Source organism: Paenibacillus humicus NBRC 102415 (assembly GCF_004000905.1).
In the GTDB taxonomy this organism is placed as follows: domain Bacteria; phylum Bacillota; class Bacilli; order Paenibacillales; family Paenibacillaceae; genus Paenibacillus_O; species Paenibacillus_O humicus.
On sequence record NZ_BIMD01000013.1, the window covers coordinates 46,379 to 71,901 of the forward strand.

At 61.3% G+C, this 25,523-nt stretch carries 18 protein-coding genes and 1 pseudogene; 18 read left to right on the plus strand and 1 reads right to left on the minus strand.

Translation table 11 applies throughout. The features are described from left to right. The first annotated feature begins 170 nt into the window (after positions 1 to 170). From PHU01S_RS10575 to PHU01S_RS10660, 18 genes and pseudogenes are all read left to right on the plus strand, one after another. Entirely contained in the window at positions 171 to 962 is a 792-nt protein-coding gene (locus tag PHU01S_RS10575; protein WP_307721796.1) for a thiazole synthase, read from the plus strand. Continuing rightward, complete coding sequence (gene thiO, locus PHU01S_RS10580; protein WP_049869438.1) at positions 959 to 2,149, plus strand: glycine oxidase ThiO; 1,191 nt, start codon at positions 959 to 961, stop codon at positions 2,147 to 2,149. Before PHU01S_RS10575 ends, thiO begins: the two co-directional genes overlap by 4 nt. Further along, the gene (gene thiD / locus PHU01S_RS10585; RefSeq protein WP_246029204.1) at positions 2,143 to 3,006 is read left to right on the plus strand and encodes a bifunctional hydroxymethylpyrimidine kinase/phosphomethylpyrimidine kinase; all 864 of its coding nucleotides are present in this window, start codon (positions 2,143 to 2,145) and stop codon (positions 3,004 to 3,006) included. The genes thiO and thiD overlap by 7 nt, the downstream gene beginning before the upstream one ends. 89 nt (positions 3,007 to 3,095) lie before the next feature. Beyond that, positions 3,096 to 3,884 (plus strand): WIAG-tail domain, encoded by a 789-nt coding sequence (locus PHU01S_RS10590; RefSeq protein WP_164763049.1) that lies wholly within the window; start codon positions 3,096 to 3,098, stop codon positions 3,882 to 3,884. A gap of 638 nt (positions 3,885 to 4,522) precedes the next feature. After that, complete coding sequence (locus tag PHU01S_RS10595) at positions 4,523 to 5,266, plus strand: glycosyltransferase family 2 protein (RefSeq protein WP_281279766.1); 744 nt, start codon at positions 4,523 to 4,525, stop codon at positions 5,264 to 5,266. After that, on the plus strand, positions 5,263 to 6,291 hold the full coding sequence (locus PHU01S_RS10600; protein WP_127507552.1) for a hypothetical protein: 1,029 nt from the start codon (positions 5,263 to 5,265) through the stop codon (positions 6,289 to 6,291). Before PHU01S_RS10595 ends, PHU01S_RS10600 begins: the two co-directional genes overlap by 4 nt. Positions 6,292 to 6,327: 36 nt before the next feature. Continuing rightward, complete coding sequence (locus tag PHU01S_RS10605; protein ID WP_049869442.1) at positions 6,328 to 7,059, plus strand: sugar phosphate nucleotidyltransferase; 732 nt, start codon at positions 6,328 to 6,330, stop codon at positions 7,057 to 7,059. Next, complete coding sequence (locus tag PHU01S_RS10610; protein WP_218032440.1) at positions 7,040 to 8,551, plus strand: glycosyltransferase family 2 protein; 1,512 nt, start codon at positions 7,040 to 7,042, stop codon at positions 8,549 to 8,551. The genes PHU01S_RS10605 and PHU01S_RS10610 overlap by 20 nt, the downstream gene beginning before the upstream one ends. Positions 8,552 to 8,600: 49 nt before the next feature. Then, positions 8,601 to 8,930 carry a hypothetical protein gene (locus tag PHU01S_RS10615; RefSeq protein WP_021881604.1) on the plus strand — a complete coding sequence of 110 codons (330 nt, stop codon included), beginning with the start codon at positions 8,601 to 8,603 and terminating at the stop codon, positions 8,928 to 8,930. Between the two features lie 262 nt (positions 8,931 to 9,192). Next, positions 9,193 to 10,296, plus strand: a complete 1,104-nt coding sequence (locus PHU01S_RS10620; RefSeq protein WP_048745374.1) for a CgeB family protein — start codon at positions 9,193 to 9,195, stop codon at positions 10,294 to 10,296. 37 nt (positions 10,297 to 10,333) lie between these two features. Next, entirely contained in the window at positions 10,334 to 11,521 is a 1,188-nt protein-coding gene (locus PHU01S_RS10625; RefSeq protein ID WP_246029206.1) for a CgeB family protein, read from the plus strand. A gap of 24 nt (positions 11,522 to 11,545) precedes the next feature. After that, complete coding sequence (locus PHU01S_RS10630; protein ID WP_218032441.1) at positions 11,546 to 13,138, plus strand: glycosyltransferase family 4 protein; 1,593 nt, start codon at positions 11,546 to 11,548, stop codon at positions 13,136 to 13,138. A 74-nt stretch (positions 13,139 to 13,212) separates the two neighbouring features. After that, a pseudogene (gene wecB, locus PHU01S_RS10635) lies at positions 13,213 to 14,308 on the plus strand (non-hydrolyzing UDP-N-acetylglucosamine 2-epimerase). Continuing rightward, a complete protein-coding gene (locus tag PHU01S_RS10640) occupies positions 14,301 to 15,284 on the plus strand; it encodes a polysaccharide biosynthesis protein (protein ID WP_048750108.1) in 984 nt (327 codons plus the stop codon). The pseudogene wecB and the gene PHU01S_RS10640 overlap by 8 nt, the downstream one beginning before the upstream one ends. Further along, positions 15,281 to 16,111, plus strand: a complete 831-nt coding sequence (locus tag PHU01S_RS10645; protein WP_127507558.1) for a dTDP-4-dehydrorhamnose reductase family protein — start codon at positions 15,281 to 15,283, stop codon at positions 16,109 to 16,111. The genes PHU01S_RS10640 and PHU01S_RS10645 overlap by 4 nt, the downstream gene beginning before the upstream one ends. 70 nt (positions 16,112 to 16,181) lie before the next feature. Beyond that, the gene (locus PHU01S_RS10650; protein ID WP_246029207.1) at positions 16,182 to 17,135 is read left to right on the plus strand and encodes an NAD-dependent epimerase/dehydratase family protein; all 954 of its coding nucleotides are present in this window, start codon (positions 16,182 to 16,184) and stop codon (positions 17,133 to 17,135) included. A gap of 254 nt (positions 17,136 to 17,389) precedes the next feature. Beyond that, positions 17,390 to 18,628: an ATP-binding response regulator gene (locus PHU01S_RS10655; protein ID WP_127507560.1), complete on the plus strand. Its 1,239-nt coding sequence runs from the start codon at positions 17,390 to 17,392 to the stop codon at positions 18,626 to 18,628. Positions 18,629 to 18,736: 108 nt separating this feature from the next. Then, complete coding sequence (locus PHU01S_RS10660) at positions 18,737 to 24,442, plus strand: HAMP domain-containing protein (protein ID WP_048749147.1); 5,706 nt, start codon at positions 18,737 to 18,739, stop codon at positions 24,440 to 24,442. 132 nt (positions 24,443 to 24,574) lie between these two features. Here PHU01S_RS10660 and PHU01S_RS10665 read toward each other — a convergent pair whose 3' ends face one another. Continuing rightward, positions 24,575 to 25,393, minus strand: a complete 819-nt coding sequence (locus PHU01S_RS10665) for a TerC family protein (protein ID WP_049869451.1) — start codon at positions 25,391 to 25,393, stop codon at positions 24,575 to 24,577. Positions 25,394 to 25,523 lie beyond the last annotated feature (130 nt).

A 25,523-nucleotide genomic window follows, 5' to 3' on the forward strand; every position in this document is an offset into this window, starting at 1 on the left:
CTCAGACAGAGGCTCAGACAGAGGCTCAATCAGAGACTCAAACAGTGGCTCGAACAGAGGCTCAGACAGATGCTTTGGTCGTAGTTCAAACAGAGCCTCGAACGGGTTGTCCAACCGCTGTCGATTCGAAGCTTCAGCCTGAGCTGGAGCTGGGCCGGGATGTCTGGACAGTGGGCGGGACAAGGCTCTCTTCGCGATTCTTCCTCGGAACGGGCCGTTTCCCGAGCCCGGCCGTCATGCAGCAGGCGCTCCGGGCAAGCGGTGCGGAGGTCATTACGTTCGCCGTCCGCCGCGTCAACCTGGAGCAGCTTGAAGACGATTCGATCCTGCAGCATCTGCCCGAAGAAAAGCGGATCTACCTCCCCAATACGTCGGGCGCAGGCAACGCGGACGAGGCGGTGAGGATCGCGCGCCTGGCCAGAGCGGCAGGGCTCGGCAGCTGGATCAAGGTGGAGATCAGCGCCGATTCCCGCACGCTGCTGCCCGACCCGCTGGAGACGCTGCGAGCGACGGAAAGGCTTGTCGCCGAAGGCTTTACGGTGCTGCCTTACACCTCCGACGACCCCATCCTCTGCCGGAGACTGGCCGAAGCCGGAGCGGCGGCCGTCATGCCGGGCGGCGCACCGATCGGAACCGGGCTCGGCATCCTGAACCCGTACAACCTCGGACTGATCGCGGAGGAATCGCCGGTCCCCGTCATCGTGGACGCCGGAATCGGCTCGGCGAAGGACGCCGCTCAGGCGATGGAGCTGGGGGCATCGGCCGTGCTGGCCAATACGCCGGTGGCGCGGGCGGCTGATCCGGTGGCGATGGCCGAAGCGATGGCGCTCGCGATTCGCGCCGGCCGGCTGGCCAGGCTGTCCGGCCGCATCCCCGCGCTTCCCTATGCTTCTGCGAGCAGCACGGAAGCAGGCGCTCTGTACCCGCGCCAAGCCGATCGCTCGGGAGCGTGGAGGCTGTGAAGGAAAGGGTGCTCATCCTCGGAGGCGGCATCATCGGGCTGAGCTGCGCTTACGAGGCGGCCAGAGGCGGAGGCCGCGAGGTGACCATCATTGAAAAGGGCGGCTTCGGCGGCCAGGCAACGGGAGCGGCGGCGGGCATGCTGGCACCGTTCTCGGAAAATGCCGACCAGCCGGACGCTTTCTTCCATCTTTGCGCCGGCAGCCTGCTCCGTTACCCGGATTGGACGGCAGCAATCGAGGAAGCCAGCGGCATGAAGGCCGGGCTCAAGCGCACCGGCAGCGTCGGCGTCGCTTATCATGAAGCGGATCTGCTCCCGCTGCGCTCGAGACTGGACTGGCAGCGGGCGGCCGGCAGCGGAGCCGAGCTGCTGAGCGCCGCCGAGCTCGCCCGTATGGAGCCGCTTCTCGCGCGGGGAGCGGCGGGCGGCATCTACACGCCGTCCGAAGCCCATGTCGAGGCTCCCCGCCTCGCTGCAGCGCTGGCCGAGGCTTGCAGGCTGGCCGGGATCAGGATGATAGGCGGAGCCGGCAGCCTGCGGGAGCTTGCTTTGCGGACATCCGGTTCCGGGGAGCGGTCCGTCGCTCTCTCGACCGATTATTCCGGAGAGCACGAGGCGGACAGGCTGTTGATCTGTACCGGAGCCTGGTCCGGGGAATTCGAGGTGATGTTCGGCTTGCCGGAGTCCATTCATCCGATTCGCGGTCAGATCTGCGCTTTCGACGTGCCCGACGGAGCGGTCAGGCATATGGTGTTTTCGAGTCAGGCCTATTGGGTCGGCAAATCGGGGAACGCCCTCGTATGCGGAGCTTCCGAAGATGTTGCCGGATTCGACGCCTCGGTCACGGAGAAGGGAATCGGGCGGCTGGAGCGGTGGAGCAGCCGGATATTCCCTTTCCTGGAAGGCGCGCGACCAAAGCTGCGCTGGGCCGGGCTGAGGCCGGCCACACGCGACGGGCGTCCAATGATCGGCGCCTTGAGCGATCATCCCCAGGTCATCGTGGCGGCCGGCCATTACCGAAACGGCATACTGCTTGCACCTGCGACCGCTGCGGCCGTAGGGGAGCTGCTGGATGGAACGAAGCCGGAATGGATCGCCTCCTTCTCCCCGGAACGATTCGCGGCAGCGGCCAGAGGCGGCGCGGAGACTGGTCGAAACCTTCCGATGAGGGAGGAATTCCTTTGCTAGAGACTGCTGTCGGGCAAGGCGACGGGCTGCGGGGAGGCGGCATCCGGAAAGTGCTGACGATCGCAGGCTCGGATTCCGGTGGAGGCGCAGGCATTCAAGCGGATCTGAAGACGTTCCAGGAGCTCGGCACATTCGGCATGAGCGTCATCACTGCGGTGACGGCGCAAAATACGGTCGGCGTGCACGGAGTCTACCCCCTTCCGGTTGAAGCGGTAGAGGCTCAGCTCGACGCCGTCTTGGGCGATATCGGAGCCGATGCCGTCAAGACGGGCATGCTGTTCTCGCCGGAGATCATCCATGCGGCAGCTTCCAGGCTGGAGAAGGCCGCGGCCATCAAGCTCGTGGTCGATCCCGTCATGATCTCCAAGCACGGATCTCCGCTGCTGCGGGAGGATGCGGCTGAAGCGCTTCGCCTGCGGCTTCTGCCTCTGGCGGAAGTCGTTACGCCTAATATTCCGGAGGCCTGCGCCTTGCTCGGTCTGAAAGAAAGGGAGATTGGAAGCCTTGAGGCGATGAAGGACGCTTCCAAGGAAATGCTGGGATTCGGGTGCAGGCATGTCTTTCTTAAAGGCGGCCATCTGGCCGGAACGGAAGCGGCCGCCGACGTTCTCCTATCTTCCTCTTATCCGAATGACCCCGTCGTGCTGACAGCTTCGCGCATTCCGACTGTCCATACCCATGGGACGGGCTGCACGATTGCCTCCGCGCTTGCCGCACTGCTTGCAAGAGGCCTGGACATGGAGGAGGCGGCAAGGGGGGCCAAGGCGTTCACGCTTGCGGCGATCGCATCGGGCGGGCCGCTAGGAGCGGGCACGGGCGCGCTCTGGCATGCCGCCTGGCGCAGCGAGGACAGCTGAATTTCCGGGCTGCTTGCAACGTCATGGTATCCGCCTGCCGGGCAGCCGCATAGGATAACAGTACTATGCATTGGTGGAGGAGCTTGACGATGAAAACGAACGGAAGGCCCGCAAAGGGCAGCAAACCTTATGTACCCGGCGGAGCGCCGCTCGCGCCGAAAGCCAGGAGCCAGCAGGGAGGCAGAGGCAGGCAATCTTCAAAGCCTTTATACCACTATGACAATCCGAACATATCGGAAATCGACTGGCTGGACGACATTCCCGCTTCTATTCGCGTCCCGTTGGCGGCCAAGGAAAGCCGAGTCCCCAAAGTCAGGCTTCACGGCGTTGCCTTGGAGAGCGTTTCGGACACGCTGCCCTGGGCCGGAACGGAGCCGGAAGCTGAATTCAAGCCGTCTGCGCCATCAGATGCAGACGCCGCTTTGTCCAGGATCGGGGATCAGCCGGAGGAACTTCCGGCGGAAAAAGAGCAGCCCGGATATGACGTGAGCGAGATCCGTTACAGCTCGGCGTTGTCCGTCCGAGCGCCGAGCACAGCGCGGCTGCTGCCGCGGCAGGCGTTGGCCGCAGACGACGGGCCAGCCTCGCCTGATGACGAAGCAGGGCAGTCCCCAAAAGGAGCCGGCGTGCAGCACGGAACGATTCCGTTCGCTTTTCGCGACCGCGCCAGAATCGACCTGATCATTCCGCTCCAGACTCCGTTCATGGACAGCGAATATTCGTTCGTCTGCTCCCTCGACGTTCCCCATTGCCACGCTGTCGTGCGCGCCAAGCTGACGGCAGAGGCGGTAGTCACCCTCATCCGCACGCAGGAAGAGGGCAATGCCCGGGGCCGAATCGATTGGATCGCCGCCGGCAGGCTGCAGGAAGGGATCTGAACGCGGTCGGGCAGCCGTCTCCGTTTCCCGGTAATGGGTGGAGAGCCGGAGGCGGATCGGGGAAACAAGAGAACAAGAGGTGAAGGGGATTCAATGAATAAATGACCCCATAAATCAGGGGATGGATGAATTGAAGAATGAATCGAAAAATCGATGCCGATGGATGAATCGATAGATCGATGGATCGATGAATCGATGAGTCGGTGAATGGATGACGGCCGAATTCAATGGTTCGTTCGAAGACAAATCGACAAACGAATAAAATGGGCTGCTGAAAGAGCTGTGCGGACGTCATCTCGGGATGACGCGGCGCAGCTCTTTTTGATTCCTTTTCTCCCCGGTTATCCCGCCTGTACAAATGCCGTGCCATCGTTCCCGCTCTCTCATAAGCTGGCAAGTAGTGAGGTGAAATGATGAGAGACGCACGCTCGAGAAGCCAAGGCGGACGTCGGGAAGGGGCAGGAGCCCCGCGAAGGAACGATGGCGCCGGGAGGCCAGGCGGCTTCGCGGCTAAGGTCCGGCCTGCCGGTATGGGAAAGGGCGGGAATGGACGCCGGTCGCCTGGCAAGCTTCCAGCCTCCGGCCCGACTTCCGCATTCGGAGCGGAAGCCCGCGATTCAGACGGCGCACCGCCCTTCTTGTCGGTCATTATTCCGGTCATGAATGAACGGCGGACGATTGCCGCCGTGTTGAAGCAGGCTGCGAGAATCCATCCGCACACGGAGCTGATTGTCGTCGCCAACGGTTCCACCGACGGATCTGCGGAAGCAGCCGAACGCTGCGGCGCCAAGGTGATCCGATACCTGAGTCCTCTCGGACACGATGTCGGACGCGCCATAGGCGCCCGTGCCGCCCAAGGAGAGATCCTTCTGTTCCTGGACGGAGATATGGTGCTGTCCGCCGTCAAGCTGAGGCCGTTCGTCGATGTCATTGCCCGCGGGCGAGCGGATGTCGCCTTGAACGATTACTCCGGTCCTGTCCATACATCCCGGGTTCATCCCGTCGTGCTGGCGAAGCATGCGCTCAACGAGATGCTCGGCCGGCCCGATCTCAAAGGAACCTCGCTCACCGCCGTCCCCCACGCGATGTCGAGGCGCGCATTGTCGGTCATCGGATCGGAATCGCTGCTCGTTCCGCCTCTTGCCCACGCCAAGGCGGCAGCGGCGGGACTGAGGATCGTCCTGCCGATCCGTGTCGATGTCGGCCGCTGCAACCGGCCGCGCCGCGAGCGCGAGCGGTCAAGGCCGCTTCACCGGCTCATAATCGGGGATCATCTCGAAGCGATCGCCTGGCTGTCGAGGCAAGCTGCGTCCGATAAAGAAGCTCCTGTCCTTCCCGAGTCCGACGGTGCGGAAACCGGACATGGGGGAGGGACGGAATGATGCAGGGCGGCAGGACGGTCCGTCCGGGGACAGGGAGACAGGACGGCAGAGGGTCCGGATATGGAAGGACCGGCAGGGCAAAGGCAGCCGGCAACGGCAGAACGACAAGCCCGAACGAAAAAGGCAAAGCCGGCAGCAAAGCCGATCCAACCCGCTATCGAAGCGGCAAAGCCGGCCGAACCCGCTATCGCAGCAGGAAAACCAATCCAACCCGCGATCGCAGCAGCGGAGGCAATAGCGCGGTCTATCCCGGCTGGAAGCCTCTCTCCGCCGCTGTCGTGGCCGGGAGCGACGCCGGACAGCTGGCCGAAGCTGCGGAGATCATGCGGCGGAAAGGGTTCAGCCCGGTCATTGAAATGCTCTACCGTGCAGGCAGCCGGCTTGGCGGAGCCGGGGAGACTGAAGCAGCTTCGAACCGGTCCGAAGCCGACGTGCGCCATCCCGATCTCGATGCCATTCATGTCCATGAAGCGCTGGCGGCTGGTTCCGTTCTTGCAGCCGCCTCGGAGAAGGATGCCGTCCTGTATGCGGATGCCGGGCTCGGAGCCGATGCGCTTGCCCGGCTGCCGGCGCAGGCTCTCATTGCCAAAGCCGTTTCCTCCCGCCGGCCATGTGCCGCGGTTCCGTCAAGCACAAGCCGCGCGGTCCCGTTCTCGAGCTGGAGCAAGTCCATGGTTCTGAGCGCCTTCATGCACTGGTCGCTCGGAGAAGAGACGCGCAGCTTCGCGTCGATGGAACGGGCCGTTTTCGCTCTGAACCGCAAAGCCGCGGAGCTGCTTCAAGGGGATGCGCTTGCCGATCCGGCCGAAGCATTGGCGACGCTGCTGGCGGCAGGGGGGAAGGCGGTCACGGTAACGGCGCCGGCAGCCGCTGCGCGAAGCGCGCGCGCAGGGAAGCCGCTTCCGGAGGAGGGCGTCCGCTGCGCCCAAGCCGTTGTACGGATTCTAGAAAGGAAAGGCGGGCCGAGATCCGCCTTCCCGGATTACGACCGCCGCCGCGATGTCGCAGGAAAAGAGTCTGATTAGCGCATTTGCTTAAAGAAGAGAAGGAGTGAACGTCTGTTGAAAGCCATTCTGCTTGCAGGAGGAACCGGTACCCGGCTGATGCCGCTGACGGGACTGATGAACAAACACTTGCTCCCGGTGTACAACTATCCGATGATCCACTACGCCGTGAATACGCTCGCGGCGGCGGGAGCGGATGAAATTCTCTTCATTACGGGCCGCCGCTCGGCGGGAATGTTCATCGAGTATTTCGGCAGCGGCCGCGGGCACGGGGCATCGATAACCTATCTCATCCAGGAGGAGGCCGGAGGCATCGCCCAGGCTCTTGAGCTGGCGAAGCCCTATGTCGGCAAGGAAGAGAAGTTCCTGATGCTGCTTGGCGACAATCTGGTCGACGACTCCCTCGAGCCCTATGTGAAGGCATACGAGAAGGAGCCTGCCGGAAGCGCGATGGTTCTGCTCAAGGAAGTTCCCGATCCGGAAAGGTACGGGGTGCCGGTGTTCGATGAAGGCGGAAAGATACTCCGAATCGAGGAGAAGCCGGCCGCTCCCGCTTGCAGCTACAGCGTGACCGGCATCTATCTCTACGACGGCAGCGTCTTCGACGTCGTCTCCGCGATCGCTCCTTCAGGAAGAGGGGAGCTTGAAATCACGGACGTCAACAATGTCTACGCGGCCGCAGGCAAGCTGGCGCATGCGATGCTGCAGGGCTGGTGGGCGGATGCAGGGACGTTCGATTCTCTTCTTGAAGCAGCCCGGCACAAGAAGGATGGAGAGGGACAGAAATGAGAGCCTGCTCCAGGAGCGGCTGCCGGAACGTGGCCAAGGAGGCCGCAGCTCCGTGAGCGGGCGGCGAGGCGCTTCCAGAACCGTTCCAGCAGCCGCATCAAATGCGATGAAAGCAGTTCCGGCAATGCCGTCCCTAGCGGCAAATGCGGCGGATGCGCCAGAGGAGGCGCCGCAGACGCGCGCTCCCGGATGGCAGGAAGGCTACGATCACGGCTTCGAAGCCGGGAAGGCAGCCTTGGGGCAGCGATGGCCGGGCACGAGCATCATCATTCCGACCTACAACAAGCGGGACTACCTGGTCCGCTGCCTGGACAGCATTCGGAGGCATACTCCAGAGCCATACGAAATCATCGTCGTGGACAATGCCTCGGCGGACGGGACGGCCGCCATGCTGGAAACCTATTCGCTGCTGCTTGGCCCGGGCAAGCTCCGCTTCCGGGTCATGGACCGCAATCTCGGTTTTGCGGGAGCGGTCAACCGCGGCCTCATGATGGCCAGAGGCGACAGGCTGCTGCTGCTCAACAACGACACGCTGGTGACGGAGCGCTGGCTGGATAACCTGACGGCCTGCCTGGAACGAAGTCCCTCCGCCGGCATCGTCGGTCCCGTCACCAACTTCATCAGCGGCAGCCAGCTCGTGAAGGTTCCCTATCGTTCGATCAGGGGGATGGATGTCTGGGCTCGGGGCCGCAACAAGCCGGATTCGCGGCGCTGGAAAGAGACGGCGAGACTGACCGGCTTCTGCATGCTGATGCGCCGCTCCTTGTGGGAGGCGATCGGGTACTTCGACGAGGGTTATCAGGTAGGAAACTACGAGGATGACGATTTCTGCCTGCGCGCGAGGCTGCTGAGCCTGCGGCTGTACATTGCGGGAGACTGCTTCATTCATCATTTCGGCAGCGTCACGGTGCGGGAGGAAGCCCGCATGACGGCCATCACCGACAGCAACCGGCTCTTTTACAAGGCCAAATGGGAGGATCCGGCGGGCGTTCTTCGGGCGCCGTCGGCGAAGGATCCGGAACTGGCGAAGCCGGCTGGCGAGGCGTCCTTCTATCCAGGCGGGGTCGCTGCGGAAGGGGCCGACGGAACGGTCTGGTGGCTGGAGAGGGGAGTCCGCTGGAAAATCGAGGGAGGCTGGGAGCTTCCTTCCGTCCGCTTGGGAAGGCCCGTGCTGAGCCGCTACCGCCCGGCTGCGGCAACGATCGCTTCCAGCATCGCGGCTTCCCGCTGGAGAAGCGAGAAGTCCGCCCCGTCCCTGCCGCTGGACGGGGAGAGCTCAACCGGCGATTTTCCACCGCCCTATGCGGCATGGCTGAACGGCTCCCTTGCTTATGTGGAAGAGGGGCGGCGCAGGACCGTTCTCAACCCGGCGGCCGCGGAGCGCTGGGGGCTTCATCTTAAGCCCCTGATGCCTGAGGCGGATGCCGCTGCGGCGCTGCTACCGGCCGGGCTGCCTGTTATTGCTCCCCCTCTGCTGTACCAGCGTCTATGAAATCATGCGGCGGGACAAGGGCTTACAAGGATTCCAAGGAGGATATTTCATGAAGACAAAAAGAAGTGCCGTGAGAAAACGGCTGCCTTCCGCAGCGCTCGGGCGGCGAAAAAAAGCAGCCGGAGCGAAAAAAGGAAAGTCGGCCGCAAAGAAGAAGACTCGTTCCGTCAGACGATCGGCGGCGGCAAAACGGCCGCGCCGCCGGCAGGCGGCAGCGCGGCGCCGAGCCGTCCATGGGTTCGTGGAGCCGGCGATCATGCAGGGAAGCCCCGCTTTCCAGGCCGGATTCCAGCAGACGTACACAGAGGGGTATCAGGCTGGCTTCGGCATGGGCTATGAAGAGGGACTGCAATTCGCCTATGAAACCCAGCCCGGCTGATTTCAAAGCTTTCAGGCCGCCGTCCGGCGGCTTTTTTTTAGGCGACCGAAACGCTCCAGGCGGCTCCTGTCCGGCAATACGGGCATTCATCCGTTGCGGCCGCCGGATGCAGGGGACGCAGCCCGCGTCGTCGCCGCAGGCGTTCATTCTGCTAATCTAGTCATCCGCCATTTTTGGCGGCGCGAGGACAAGAGACCAAGTAGACAGCGGCCTCCGGACATATAGTAGGAGCAGAGCAAGGTCAAGAAGGGAGGCATTCGGCATGCCAAGCCACGTACCGCGGACGGTTGAAGCGGGAAGGCAGGAGGGGCATCGGATCGGATTGGAGGAAGGCCGCCGGGACGGCGCCTGCCAGGCTGCGGCATCCGCCGCGCGGGTATGGACGCCCGAAGCGCGAAGAGCCATGAGCGTCATGTACGTCCCGCAAGGGTTTCCGGCGATCGACCAAGGCGTGCAGGAAGCGCTGGCGATGCACGCCAGCTCGGTTGCTGTAAGCAGTCCCGGCACCATGTTCGTTGACGCGGAGAGGCTCAGGCCGGATCTGGTGCTCGTCATGAACGGCTTGCATCACGTGTTTCCGGCCGATCAGCCTTCGCAGATCGCAGCGATCCGGAATTTGGGCATACCGGCCGCCATCTGGTTCGCGGACGATCCCTATTTTACGAGGGAAACGAGCAGCCTGGCGTTCTGCTACGATTACGTCTTCACCCACGACCTCGAGGCGGTCGATTTCTATCGTCGGCTGGGACATCCGCAAGTTCATTACGCGCCGCTCGGCGTCAATACGGGGGTCTACCATGCCAAGCCGGTTCCCCGCAAATACCGCAGCGACGTTTGCTTCATCGGCCAGGGCTTCTGGAACCGGATCGGGCTGCTGGATCAGGTGCTGCCGCAGCTGCAAGGCCTCAGGGTCGTCATCGCCGGGGGGGAATGGGAGCGTCTGAGTCCAAGGGCGCGCAAGAGCTGCCAGCTGCTTCCCGGCTGGATGCCGATCGAGGAGACGGTGAACTATTACAACGGCGCCCGGATCGTCCTGAACATCCACCGGACGACGGAACCGGGAGTCGACAACCACAACGATCACGGTCTCCGCGGCGCCTCCATCAATCCAAGGACGTATGAAATTTCCGCCTGCGGAACGCTGCAGATGACCGATATCCGCGATGACCTCGGCCGTTATTACGTGCCGGGACAGGAGCTGGACACCTTTGCCGACGCAGGAGAGCTGGTCGGCAAAATAAGGCATTATCTTCTTCATGAAGACCTGCGCAGAGCCGTCTCCGTGAAAGGGATGCTGCGCACGCTTCAGGAACACACCTTCGCCCGCCGCGTCGGAGATCTTCTGGATCTGCTCCCCCTGGGCTGACGGCGTGAGTGCTGCTATCAAAAGAGGAGGACTAAAGTTGGCAGTTAAATCCCTGCGCAAGGGCAGGCGCGCAGCCAAGCATGCGCCTGCCCGCGCAAGCAAGAAGCGCTTCCTGCAACCCGTCGCCCCGATGCTTCCGGATCCGGAGCTGGAAAGGGGCAGGGCAGCAGGCTTCGCGACGGGACATGAGCACGGCCGCTGGTTCGGCAAATGCGAGGCCGGCCTTTCCCTGGTAAGCTATTCGCCTCCCATATTCCCGCTTCATATCATGTTTATCGCTACCGCAAAAGGATATCCGTATTCTCCCCTGGACGCCTCCATCGCCGACTCGCTCCGTTCCATGACGTTGAGGCTCAGCGTGAGCGATACGCTGCAAAATTACGTTCAGCAGGCCGAAACGCTGCGGCCCGACGCGGTCATCTTCCTGGACGGCCTGCAGGCTCCGGTCGAGAACGTCGACGCCATCCGGGCGCTCGGCATCCGGACAGCCGTCTGGTTCACGGATGATCCCTACTATTCCGACATCACCCGCAAGCTCGCTCCGCATTACGACTTCGTCTTTACGCTGGAGAAAAACTGCGTCGAATTCTACCGCAGGCTCGGATGCCCCAACGTCCATTACCTTCCGCTCGGCGTCAATCCCGATGAATTCCGCCCCCGCAATCCCGATCTGTCCCTCCGCAGGGAAATCAGCTTCGTCGGTTCCGCTTATCACAAGCGCGTCGACTTCTTCGACCAGATCACTCCGTACCTCGCCACTCGCGATATTATCATCTCCGGTCTCTGGTGGGAGCGGCTGCGCGATTATCAGCTCCTCTCCTCCCGCATCCGGGCGGGCCACTGGATGGGACCGCTGGAGACGGCGGCGACGTACAACGGAGCGAAGATCGTCATCAACATGCACCGTGCCCATGACGACGAAACGTTCAACAGCAACAGCGAGATGATCACGGCGGTTTCTCCCAATCCCCGCACGTTCGAAATATCCGCCTGCGGCACCCTGCAGCTGACGGACGTACGGGAAGACCTGGCCAGCTTCTACACGCCGGGAGTGGAAATCGCGACCTATTCCTCGCCTCAGGAATTGGTCGAGAAGATCGATTATTACCTCCAGCACGAGCAAGAGAGGCAGGACATCGCGCTGCGCTCCATGCACCGGACGATGAAGGAGCATACCTACGCGCATCGGCTGAACTACATGCTGACGTCGATGTTTCCGTCCTGATGCGCCGGCTTCCGACCGAAGGGGGTGAAGAAATTGATTTCGAACCCGACCATCCTGTTCTTCTCCCATATATGCAGTCCTGACGCGATAACAGGAGCCGAGAAGCTGCTGCTGCTCACGATGACAGAGCTGGCCGGAGCGGCTGCATGCATTCTGGCCGTGCCCGAGGAAGGCATCCTGTCGGCAAGGGCGAGAGCGGCCGGAATCAGGGTGCATGTCACAGGCGCTGTCCCGATCTACTATTCCATGTATCAAGCCCACCCGGCCATTCTGGAGGAGGTTTCCGGAGGCGTCCACAGCTCCGGCATGGAGGCGCTGTACCGTCTTCTCATCGCCGTAAAGCCGCATGCGGTATGGGTCAACACCTGCGTTCATCCCCTGCCTGCCATCGCGGCGACGAGGCTGGGAGTGCCGGTCATCTGGTGCTTGACGGAGACGATGCGGACGTCGGCAGGGACCGGCAGCGTTCAGGAGCTGATGGAAGCCCATACCGACCTGCTGGTCGGAATATCCGCCTCGACCCTGTCGCCGATTCATTCCCCTAGCCTGCTCGCAAAGTCCGCCGTCCTCTATCCGGCGGTCGACGGGTCGAATTTCGAGCCATGGACCTGGACTTCCAGACGGGCGAAGCGAAGGGCCCAGCTGAATGTGGCCGAAAATCAATGCCTGATCGGCTTCATCGCTTCCCATCTCTATGAGAACAAAGGCCTCGACCACTTCATGGCGATGGCTCTGCATGTCGGAGCCAGCCATCCCGAAGCGGTATTCGCGGTCACCGGCAATCCGGTCGATCCGCCTTATCTGGAGCGATGCATCCGCATGGCGGCTTCCTCCGGCATGGCGGACCGGTTCCGCTGGCTGCCCTTCGAGACCGACATCCGCAACGCCTATCCTGCGCTCGATATTCTGGTCGTACCCAGCATTGTGGAGGAAGGCTTCGGGATGACGGCGCTGGAAGGGATGCTGTTCGGCAAGCCTGTCGTCGCGTACGCATCGGGAGGACTCGCCGAAATCATGCGCGCGACGGGAAACGCAGAGCGTCTGGCCGCTGCGGGCCATCCATACGAGCTGGCTGCGCTCGTCTCGCAGCTGACCGCGAACATGCCGCTGCGGCTGGCTGTCGCCGCAAGGAGCGGCGCGGCCGCCCTGGAGGTATTCGGCATGCCGGCCTACCGCAGCCGGCTGACCGAGCGGATCCGGCAGCTGCATCTGTCCGGCCGGACTTCGCCTCGGATCGTTCATGGAAGCGGCGCACAGGTATACGAGCTGAGGGATTGGCAGCTGCGCCCGTTCCGCAGCCCGGAAGCGTTGGCGGAAGCCGGCTATGCGCACCAAGCGCGGCAGGAGATGCCCGATGCAGTGTTGGCCTTGCTTGGCGCAGGCGAGCCGATCGGCTCGGATCCGCCGCATGCCGGGCATTCCCCGGCAGCTTCCCGGCGCGCTTCCTCGGGAAGCCGCCGCGCGAGCCGCCGCAGAAAAAGGCGGGGCGGACGCAAAGGCGGGATGAGGCCGCGCAAGGGAAGGGCGCTCTCCGCAGGCCGATCATCCCGCAGGAAAGCGGGCCGCCGGGCGGGCGGCGGCAAGCGCCGGCGTTCCGCAGGCAAAAAGCGGCGCTGAGCGATTGAGCATGCCGGCAGCCCGACTGGATGCTGTCCGGCAAATTACGAATGGCAGAAAGGCGGAACTATGACGTGCGCGTAATGACCGTACTCGGCACGCGGCCGGAGATCATCCGGCTGAGCCTCATTATCGGCAAGCTGGACCGGCTGGCGGCAAGCCATGTATTGGTCCATACGGGCCAGAATTATACGGCTTCGCTGAATGATGTCTTTTTTGAAGAGATGGGAATCCGCAAGCCCGACCATATCATGTCGGGAGGCAGCCATTCCCTCGGAGGACAGCTGTCGCTCATGTTCGGCGAGATGGAGCGGCTGCTCCGGCTGGAGAAGCCCGATGTCGTGCTGCTGCTCGGCGACACCAACAGCGCGCTGTGCGCGATCGTCGCAGAGCGGATGGGCATCCCGGTCGTGCATATGGAAGCGGGCAACCGGTGTTACGACCTGACCGTGCCGGAAGAGAAGAACAGGCGGATCATCGATTCCGTGTCGACCATCAACATGCCGTATACGGAGTACAGCAAGAGCAATCTGCTGCGCGAGGGCTTCCCGGCGAACCGGATCGTCCGGACCGGCAATCCGATTCATGAAGTGATGGAGCATTACAAGGACCGGATCGCCGCAAGCCGCATTCTGGAGCGGCTCGGACTGCTGGAGAAGGAGTATGTCCTCGTCACGACCCACCGCGCCGAGAACGTGGACGTGCCCGCCCATCTCGACGGCATCCTCGAAGGCTTGAATCTGATCGCGGACCGCAGCGGCAAGCGGCTCGTCTGCAGCATCCATCCCCGCACCCGATCCCGCATCGAATCCGGCGGTACGGCGGTCTCTCCCCATCCGCTCGTGGAATTCCATGAGCCGTTCGGCTTCTTCGACTTCGTCCGGCTGGAGCAGAGCGCCTGGTGCGCCGTATCGGACAGCGGCACCGTGCAGGAGGAATGCTGCCTTGCTCGGCGTCCCGACCGTCACGATCCGCAATACGACGGAGCGGCCCGAGACGGTGGACTGCGGCAGCAACGCCGTCAGCGGCCTCCGTGCCGGCAATATCGCGGATGCCGTCGAGGTCATGACTTCTCTTCCGCCAAGCTGGACCATTCCGGCAGGCCATCAGTCCCCCGACGTATCCGACATCGTAGTGAAATATTTGCTTGGAGGGAAATGGAATGTTTGAAAACTCGCGTATTCTCGTTACCGGAGGCACCGGTTCCTGGGGGTATGAGCTGATTCGCCAGCTGCTGCCGCAAAATCCGAAGGAAATCGTCGTGTTCTCCCGCAGCGAATCCGCCCAGGTGACGATGAGCCGCACGTTCGAGGATTCCCGTCTGACGTTCCGGATCGGCGACATCCGCGACCTGGATGCGCTGACGAAGGCGACGATGGGCGTAGACTACGTCTTCCACCTGGCCGCGCTCAAGCATGTGCCGGTCTGCGAGGAGCAGCCCTATGAAGCGCTCAAGACCAACGTGCTCGGCACGCAGAACGTCATCGAGGCGGCAACCGCGAACAAAGTGAAGCGCGTCATCTATATTTCGACCGACAAGGCGGCCAATCCGTCGAATTTCTACGGCATGACCAAGGCGATCGGAGAGAAGCTGATCGTGTACGCGAACCTGCTTCACACCGATACGAAGTTCGTTTGCGTGCGCGGCGGCAATGTGCTGGGCACGAACGGAAGCGTCATCCACCTGTTCACGAACCAGATCCGCAGCAAAGGCCAGGTCCGCCTGACCGACCGCCGCATGACGCGCTTTTTCCTGACGCTCCAGGATGCGATCTCGCTCCTGTTCAAGGCGTCGGAGGAAAGCCTCGGAGGCGAAATCTTCGTCATGACGATGCCGACCTGCCGCATCGAGGAGCTGGCCGAGGTGCTGATGGAGGATATCGGCGTCAAAGCCGACGTTATCGAGACCGGCATCCGTCCCGGAGAAAAGCTGCATGAAATCCTGCTCACCGAATTCGAAAGCAAGAGCACCGTCATCTACGACAAGGAATACCTCGTCATCCTGCCTCCGCTCGATATTCCCGGCCTGCAAGAGCATTACGCCTCTTATGAAGCGGTCGCCTTCGACAGCTTCTGCTCGAGCGAGAATCTCATGAACAAGCAGGAAATCCAGGATATGCTGAAGCGGGGCGGCTTCCTCTCATGAAGCTGCTCATCATCGGAGGCGGCGGAATGGCAGGCTCGATGATGGTCGACTATTTCCGCCGCCGCCCAGGGTTTGAAGTCGTCTGGACGACCCGCGACGGCCGCGGCGGCTCGCTCCAGCTGGAGGCCTCCGATCTGGAAGCCGTCCGGAGCGTGATGGAATCCCAGCGCCCGGATCTCGTCGTCAACTGCGTAGGCAAGCTCAACCGAGACGCAGAGGATCATCCGCTCGAGGCTTATATCGTGAACGGGCTGCTTCCCCACTGGCTTGCTTTCGCCGCCTCGGAGATCGGGGCGAGGCTGATCCACATCAGCTCCGACTGCGTCTTCGAGGGAGACCGGGGCGGGTACAGCGAGCACGATATTCCGGACGGCAAAAGCGTGTACGCCCTCTCGAAGGCTCTCGGGGAGCTGCGCGGCTCCGGGCATCTGACGATCCGCACGTCCATCATCGGCCCGGATGCCAATCCTGCCGGAATCGGCCTGCTGAAGTGGTTTCTGGATCAGAAAGGTTCGGTATCGGGATACAGCCGCGTATACTGGAACGGAGTGACGACGCTGGAGCTCGCGAAGGCGGTCGAGTATGCGGCTTCCCGGCCGGAGATCGGCGGCCTCGTGCATCTGCTGGCTGCGGCTCCGGCGAGCAAGCTGGAAATGCTGGAAATGTTCAAGCAGGCCTACGGCCGCACGGACATTGAAATTACGGCGTCTGCCGAGCCTTTCATCGACCGGACCCTCACCGCTGTGCGCACCGACTGGGACTACAAGGCCCCAAGCATAGCGGACATGGTGGCAGAGATGGCGGAGTGGGAGAAACGGCGGCTCTGACCGCCGGGCCCGGCGGTCGCGCCTCGGCTCGAGGAAAGCGATGGACCGCTTGAACGAAGGGGGAAGCGGCATGGAGGAGATGGTCCGGCAGAGGCGTCCGCTGCGCCTTCTGGTGACCGGTGCAGGCGGGTACTGCGGCCGCCATGCGGTAAAGCATTTTACAGAAGCAGAGGGATATGCGGTGGCCGCCATGATCCGGCCGGGCTCCGCGCCGCCGGAGGCGGCGGCCGGCTGCACGGTCGTCGGCTGCGATTTGGCCGACCGCCAGGCCGTAGCGAAGTCCATCGCCAAGATTTCGCCCGACGCGGTGCTGCATCTGGCGGGAGCCAATCATGCCGGCGCCTCCTGGAAGGATCCCGCAGGCTATCTGGAAGCCAATCTGATGGGCACGGTGCATCTGCTGGAAGCCGTCCGGCTGTCCGCTCCCTCCTGCAGGATCATCGTCGCCGGCTCCATGCTCGGCTACAGGCTGCCGGAGGACGGACCGCCCCGGCCGCCCCATCCCTACAGCCTGAGCAAGACGTTCCAAAGAGCCGCCGCCCTCAGCTGGCATTCCATGTACGGCATGGACATCATCGCCGCGGAACCTTGCAATCTTATCGGGCCCGGGCCCTCCGGCGGCCTTAACGCTCTGCTCGCCCGGTACGCGGCTGCTTGCGAGAAGGCTGCGGCGGAGGGAGAGGAGCCTCCGCTCCCGTTCCCGCTCTCCTCTCGGACCGAGAAGCGGGATTTCCTCGATGTCCGCGATGCGGTGCGGGGGTATGAAGCCATCCTGCGGGGCGGCCTCTCCGGGGCGACCTACGCCATGGGGTCCGGCCGGATGCGATCTCTCGGGGAGCTGGCCGATCTGTACCACAGCCTAGCGGCTTGCCCGCTGGAGATTCAGGCTGGAGACAGCGAGGCTGCGTCTCCTCCGCCTGCGGATGCCTCGGCCTTGGCGGCTCTCGGCTGGAGCGCGGGCATCTCTTTGGAGCAGTCCTGCTCGGACACGCTGGAGGAGGCGCGCCGCGCGCTGAAGAGATGAACATCGGATGGAGATTCTCCTTCTCATGCTGGAGAAGCCGAAAAAATCAAACGGGATGAAACCGAGCGGAAATCGGCTTCATCCCGTTTTTTTTCGTTGCTACTTCGTCCCGTTGGAGCGAGAAATAAAAAAATCGAAACTAGCGGGAAACCATTTTCCTAATTGAGAGTTTATCCGATATAATCGGAGTTATCTTATCCTATTTTGTCGAAATAAAAGCCCGTTACTCCAAAAGTCGGAAAGCGAGGGGCCTCATGGATTTTCCCATCAATATCCTGCTCGTAGACGATCATCCGGAAAACCTGGTGGCCATTGAGGCGGTTCTCGTCGGAGAACCCTATCGTCTGGTCCGGGCCTATTCCGGTATGGAAGCTTTGCGATGTTTGCTGGAAGAGGAGTTTGCCGTCATTGTCATGGCTGTGCAGATGCCGGGGATGGACGGGATCGAGACGGCCAGCCTCATCCGGACCCGGGAGAAGACCAAATTCGTGCCGATCATCTTCATGACGGCCACGAGCAATAAGATGGAGCACATCTTCGCCGGCTATTCCGTAGGCGCGATGGATTATATGACGAAGCCCTTCGTTCCGCAGATCTTCAAATCCAAAATCGAGGGCTACGTCAGCATGTATGAAGCGAACAAGACCCTCCAGATTCAAAGTGAAACGTTGAAGAACCAGACGAGGCAGCTGGAGAAAGCCAATCTGGCGCTCAGTCAGGCGAAGGAGACGGCGGAGCTCGCCTCCCGCGTGAAGTCGGAATTCCTGGCCATGATGAGCCATGAGATGCGGACTCCGCTAAATGGAATCATCGGCATGTCCGATCTGCTTCTCGCCTCCGATTTGCCGGAGGAATTTACCGAGATGGCCGGCATCATCCACACTAGCGGTCATGCCCTGCTCTCTGTCATCAACCATATTCTCGAATTCTCCAGAATCGAATCCGGAAAGATGGAACTGGAAGAAGAGGCTTTTTCCCTCCAGCACTGCTTGATGGAGACGATGGACCTGTTCACGGCCAAAACCAGGGAACGGGACCTGGAAATAAAAGTCTTCATGGATCCGTCTCTGCCTTCTTATTTGAAGGGAGATGTCAACCGTCTCCGGCAGGTGCTGAACAATCTGGTCGGCAATGCCGTCAAGTTCACCCATGAAGGCGGCGTATGCATAAGGGTGGACAAGCTGGAGGAGACGGCTGATTCCCTTTTGCTTGAATTCAGGATCATGGATACCGGAATCGGAATCCCTCCGGACAAGGTCGACGAGCTGTTTCAGCCGTTCTCCCAGCTGGATGCCTCGACAACCCGGATGTTCGACGGCACGGGCCTCGGATTATCGATCAGCAAATCCCTGGTCGAGCTCATGGGCGGCACGATCCGGGTAGAACCGTCGCATGAACCCGGCACGACCATTATTTTTACGACAGTCGTCAAGCCGTTCCGGCATGACGACGTTCATCCTCAGGAGGATTCGGAATACGCTTCAAAGAAATGATGCCGCACGACAAGGGCATGGATGATCTCATCGTCAAGCCGGACCGATTGGACGTCGGGAAACCGGCCATTCAAAACTATGACTGGATAAAGGGGCAGGGTTGAGGACATGAGCGAGCAAAACGTGAACAACGGATCCAGCGACGGCCGAATCGACGGCGGCGAGCTGCTCAACGCCTTGATGGCGATGAAGAAGGGCAACTTCTCCTACCGGATGCCGTATGACCGCACGGGCGTGGCCGGCAAGGTGGCGGATACGTTCAATGAAATCATGGATATTCATGAGGGCCTGGTGTCTGAAGTCCAGACTGTAGCCAAGGTGGTCGGAAAGGAAGGGAATCTCTCGAAAAGGTTCGTGCAGAAAAATCTGGGCGGTTCCTGGGAAACGATCACCGACTCGCTGAACGGCCTCGTCATCGACTTGATCCAGCCGACGAGCGAGATGGTTCGGGTCATCAACGCCGTTGCCAAAGGCGACCTGTCCCAGAAGGTGGAGCTGGAAATCGAGGGACGGCCGCTTACCGGCGAATTCCAGAGAACGGCGAGCAACATCAATATGATGGTGAATCAGCTCAGCACCTTCGCCTCCGAGGTGACCCGCGTGGCGCGCGAGGTCGGCACGGAAGGAATTCTGGGCGGCCAGGCGGACGTCAAAGGCGTATCGGGCACTTGGAAAGATCTGACCGACAGCGTGAATTACATGGCGACCAACCTGACGGATCAAGTGCGCAATATCGCGGCGGTCACCACTGCCGTCGCAAACGGAGATCTGTCGAAGCAGATCACGGTCAGTGCGCGTGGAGAGATTCAGGAGCTCAAGAATACGATCAATACGATGGTGGACCAGCTCTCCATGTTCTCCTCCGAGGTGACCCGCGTGGCTCGCGAGGTCGGCACGGAGGGCAAGCTCGGCGGGCAGGCGGATGTCAAGGGCGTATCCGGCACCTGGCGGGATTTGACCGAGAGCGTCAACTACATGGCTTCCAATCTGACCAACCAGGTGCGCAACATCGCGGTCGTCACCACGGCGGTCGCAAACGGCGACCTGTCGAAGAAGATCACCGCGGATGTGCAGGGCGAGATTCTGGAATTGAAGAACACGATCAACACGATGGTGGATCAGTTGTCGACGTTTGCTTCCGAGGTGACCCGGATGGCGCGCGAGGTCGGCACGGAAGGGATTCTCGGCGGACAGGCGGATGTCAAAGGCGTCTCCGGCACCTGGCGGGATCTGACTGAAAGCGTCAACTACATGGCTTCCAACCTGACCAACCAGGTGCGCAACATCGCAGAGGTGACGACCGCGGTCGCGAAGGGCGACTTGTCGAAGACGATAACCGTCGACGCCAAAGGCGAGATCCTCCAGCTGAAGAGCACGATCAATATCATGGTGGATCAGCTCAGCAACTTCGCCTCGGAGGTGACGCGGGTTGCGCGCGAGGTGTCGACGGAAGGAATCCTCGGCGGGCAGGCGGATGTCAAAGGGGTATCCGGCACCTGGAAGGATCTTACCGACAGCGTCAACTTCATGGCCGGCACGCTGACTGATCAAGTTCGCAATATCGCCGAGGTGACGACAGCTGTCGCCAAAGGCGATCTGTCCAAGCAAATCACTGTCAACGCGAAAGGCGAGATCCTGGAGCTCAAGAATACGATCAACACGATGGTGGAGCAGCTCTCTACCTTCGCCTCCGAGGTGACGCGGGTCGCACGGGAGGTCGGCACCGAGGGCATGCTGGGCGGACAAGCCCAGGTCAAGGGCGTTGCAGGCACCTGGCGCGATTTGACCGAGAGCGTCAATTACATGGCTTCGAACTTGACCAACCAGGTGCGCAACATCGCGGTCGTGACGACGGCTGTCGCGAACGGCGATCTGTCCAAGAAAATTACGGCGGATGTGCAGGGCGAGATCCTGGAGCTCAAGATCACGATCAACACAATGGTAGACCAGCTCTCGATGTTCTCCTCCGAGGTGACGCGGGTGGCGCGCGAGGTCGGGACGGACGGAAAGCTGGGCGGGCAAGCGCAGGTCAAAGGGGTCGGCGGCACCTGGAAGGACTTGACCGAAAGCGTCAATAACATGGCCCGGAATCTGACGGACCAGGTGCGCAACATCGCGGACGTCACGACGGCGGTCGCGAAGGGCGATCTGTCCAAGAAGATCACCGTCGATGTCAAAGGCGAGATCCTGGAGCTGAAAAACACCATCAATACGATGGTGGACCAGCTCTCGACCTTCGCCTCCGAGGTTACGCGCGTAGCTCGCGAGGTCGGCACGGACGGCAAGCTCGGCGCGCAGGCTGAAGTGAAGGATGTGTCCGGCACCTGGAAGGATCTGACCGATACGGTCAACTACATGGCCAGCAACCTGACGGTCCAGATGCGCAACATTGCCGGCGTGACGACGGCCGTCGCGAACGGCGACCTGTCCAAGAAAATCACGGTCGACGTCAAAGGCGAGCTGCTGGAGCTGAAGAACACGATCAACACGATGGTGGACCAGCTCAATTCGTTCGCCTCCGAGGTTACGCGGGTGGCGCGGGAGGTCGGCACGGACGGCAAGCTGGGCGGACAAGCCCAGGTGCGCGGCGTCGGCGGAATCTGGAAGGACCTCACCGATAACGTCAATATCATGGCGACGAACCTGACGGATCAGGTGCGCGGGATCGCCAAGGTCGTCACTGCGGTGGCGAACGGCAACCTGAAGCAGAAGCTTACCGTGGAAGCCAAGGGCGAAATCGCCGAGCTGACGGATACGATCAACAATATGATCGAGACGCTGGCCACCTTCGCCGACCAGGTGACCACCGTGGCGCGGGAGGTAGGCGCCGAAGGCAAGCTGGGCGGCCAAGCGAGCGTGCCGGGCGCAGCCGGCACCTGGCGCGATCTCACCGACAACGTCAACTACATGGCGAGCACGCTGACCACCCAGGTGCGCGCCATCACCAACGTCGCGACCGCGGTGACCAACGGCGATCTGTCGCGCGCCATCGACGTGTCCGCATCCGGAGAAGTCGCGACGCTGAAGGACAACATCAATGAAATGATCCGGAACCTGAAGGAGACGACCCGAATCAATACGGAGCAGGACTGGCTCAAGACCAACCTCGCCAAGTTTTCGCGGCTGCTGCAGGGGCAAAGGGATCTGTATGCCGTCAGCCGCATGATCCTGTCGGAGCTGGCTCCGCTCGTATCGATGCAGCATGGCGTCTTCTACATCAACGAACCGGTCGGCGGCGAGCCGGTGCTGAAGCTGTTCGCGAGCTATGCCTACCAGACCCGCAAGCATCTGGCGAACGAATTCCGGGCCGGACAGGGGCTGGTCGGCCAGTGCCTGATCGAGAAGCAGCGGATCCTGCTGACCAACGTGCCGGGCGACTATGTCGTGATTTCGTCCGCTCTGGGAGAAGCGACACCTCTCAACATCGTCTTGCTGCCGATCATCTTCGAGGACCAGGTGCTGGCGATTCTGGAGCTCGCTTCCTTCCGTCTCTACAGCGATATCGACATCGCCTTCCTGGACCAGCTGACGGAATCCATCGGCATCGTGATCAACACGATGCAGGCGAACCAGCGTACGGAGGAGCTGCTGATTCAGTCGCAGTCCCTCACCGAAGAGCTTCAGAAGCAGCAGATGGAGCTGCGCAACACGAACGACGAGCTCGAGGACAAGGCGAAGCTGCTCGTGCTGCAGAAGGCGGAAGTGGAGAGCAAGAACCATGAGGTCGAAGTGGCCAAACGGTATCTGGAGGAGAAGGCGGAGCAGCTGGCCCTCACATCCAAGTACAAATCCGAATTCCTGGCCAACATGTCGCATGAGCTCCGCACCCCTCTCAACTCCCTGCTGCTGCTGGCCGAGCAGCTGGCCGAGAATCCGGATGAGAACCTTCACGAGATCCAGGTGAAGTTCGCGAAGACGATCCAGGACTCCGGACTCGAGCTGCTCAATCTGATCAACGACATTCTGGATCTGTCGAAGATCGAATCGGGCACCGTTACGCCGGATTACAGCGAAGTCTCGCTGGCGGAGCTGACAGACGGGCTTGACCGGACCTTCCGCCACATGGTGGACGCCAAGAAGCTGGACTACCGGATCAAGGTCGAATCCGGCGTGCCGGCGAGCATCCTCACGGACTTCAAGCGGCTTCAGCAGATTTTGAAGAATTTGCTTTCCAACGCCTTCAAATTCACGGAGCAGGGACAGATCATGCTCCAGGTCAAAAAAGCGAGCGGGGGCTGGAACCTGGAAAACGACTCGCTGAACCATGCCAAGACGGTCCTCTGCTTCACCGTCAGCGATACCGGAATCGGAATTCCGCCCGAAAAGCAGCAGATCATCTTCGAAGCCTTCCAGCAGGCGGACGGCAGCACGAACCGGGAATACGGAGGAACGGGACTGGGGCTTGCCATCTCCAGGGAGATAGCCGAGATGCTGGGCGGAGAGATCACCCTGTTTAGCGAAGTGAACCAGGGAAGCGTATTTAATCTTTACCTTCCTACGGAAGCGGAATACACGGAGCCGGAGCCCCGCAAGCCGCATGCTCCCGAGGTGATCGACATCACTCCGCCCAAACGCAGAAGCAGCCTGTCCCGGCCGGCGGATGACTCCTTGATGGACGACAGGGACCGCATCGAGCCTGGAGACCGCGTGTTCCTGATCGTGGAGGATGACCAGAAGTTCAATGAGATCATTCTCGATCTCCTCCGAAAGAAAGGAATCAAGGCGGTCATTAGTTCCGGCGGCCTGGACGCCCTGGAACTCGTTCACAAGTACAAGCCGATCGCGATCACGCTGGATCTGCATCTGAGGGACACCGACGGCTGGCTGGTGCTCGAGCAGCTGAAGAACGATATCAAGGTGCGGCATATTCCGATCTGCGTCATGACCGTCGACGAGGACGAGGTGCTCCTGCTGCAGAAGGGAGTGTTCGATTACTTCCGCAAACCGGTGACGAACGAAGAGCTGGAGAACGCGCTGGATCGCTTGAGCCAGTTTGCGGACAATAAGGCCCGCAGCCTGCTGGTGGTCGTTCAAGACGAGCAGGAGCGCAAGGGAATCGTCGAGCTGCTGGGCAGCCAGGATCTCAAGATCACGGCCGTGGACACGGGACGCAAAGGATTGAACCAGCTCAATGCCAAAGCTTTTGACGGCGTGGTTCTGGACAGCGGCTTGAAGGATATGAATCTCATCCGGTTCGTCCGCGAGATGCACAAGGATGCCCGGAACAAAAGGATTCCCATCCTGGCCCGTCTGAGCAGGAAGCTCGCGCCGGCGGAAGAGAACGAATGGGATGAGCTGGTCAAGATGGCGGTTCTCAAAGAGGTCAAATCGAATGCCCAGCTGATCGATGAGACCACCCTCTTCCTGCACCGCAAAGAAGAGAACCTGCCTGCCGGCTCCAGGGACAAGCTGGTCAAGCTGCATCATTCCAATGAAATGATCGAGTACAAGAAAGTGCTTGTGGTCGATGACGATATCCGGAACATTTTTGCTCTCACGTCCATTCTGGAGCGCCATCACATGAAAGTCATTCCGGCGGAGAACGGCCAGACGGCTCTGCACATCCTGGAACATACGCCGGATATTGAAATCGTGCTGATGGATATCATGATGCCGGGAATGGACGGTTACGAAACCACCCGTGCAATCCGGCAGAAGGCGGAGTTCAAGGATCTTCCCGTTCTTGCGCTGACAGCGAAGGCCATGAAGGGGGATCGGGAGCTATGCCTTGAGGCCGGGTGCTCGGATTACATCACAAAACCGGTCAACAGCGCGCAATTGCTGACCATGATGCGCACGTGGCTGGACAGATGATTCCTGCGTTCCATGAGAAAGGGGCTGTCCCTGAAAGCCATTCGGCTTTCAGGGACAGCCCCTTCATGGTTTAAAATGGATGCCGCAATTCACAGCCGCCGATCATCTGTCATTCGAGTCGAGCCTCTGGATTTAAGCCGGCTGCCTGGCGCCGCCTTGCCCGCCGCTTCGCCCGCCGCGATCGTCGCTGCCGCCGCTGCTGCCTGCCTTCGGCTTGGAAGCGAACCAGCCGACGACGGCGATCAGGATGAGCACTGTCCAGAAGATGCCCTTCCACAACCCGCTTTTCGGGAAGCTCGAGCTGATGAGGGCGACATCGGAGTGGCCGATCGTGTAGACCGCTAGCTTGATGCCGACCCAGCCGACGATGGCGAAGGCGGCCGTCTCCAGCCCGGGCCGCTCCACCAGCAGCTTGCCGAAATAAGTAGCGGCAAACCTCATGATGACCAGCCCGACGATGCCGCCCGTCAGGATGAGGATGAATTGGGCGCCGTCGAGGCCGCCGATCCGGGGCAGCGTTGTCGCCGGCAGCGTGATCGCCAGTGCGACAGCCGCGAGAATGGCGTCGACCGCGAAGGCGATGTCGGCCAGCTCGACCTTGAGCACCGTCACCCAGAAGTTTTCGGGCTTCTTCTCGGCCTCCTTCTTAAGCTTGTCCTGCTTGACGAACAGCCGCTTGACCATATGGCTGATCGCAATGTACAGCAGGTAAGCGGCTCCAAGCGCCTGCACGTACCAGACATGAGCGAGGAAGGAGATGATGAACAGGGAAGCGAACCGGAAGACGAAAGCTCCTCCGAGCCCGTAGAACAGAGCTTTTTTCCTTTCCTTTTCCGGGAGATGCTTGACCATGATGGAGATGACCAGCGCGTTGTCCGCAGCCAGAATTCCTTCCAGGCCGATCAGCACCAGAAGCACCCAGGCGTATTCCAAAAGGACCGAGGTTGTCAGGCTTCATCACTCCTTTGAGCTCTTTCGTTGAGGCGTGCATGAATAACAGGACTAGTATGCACTGCTTTTATTTTCCTTAGTCCAGGCCAAAAAAACATTGAATTCCCCTGCCGTTCGTCCCATAATCGGG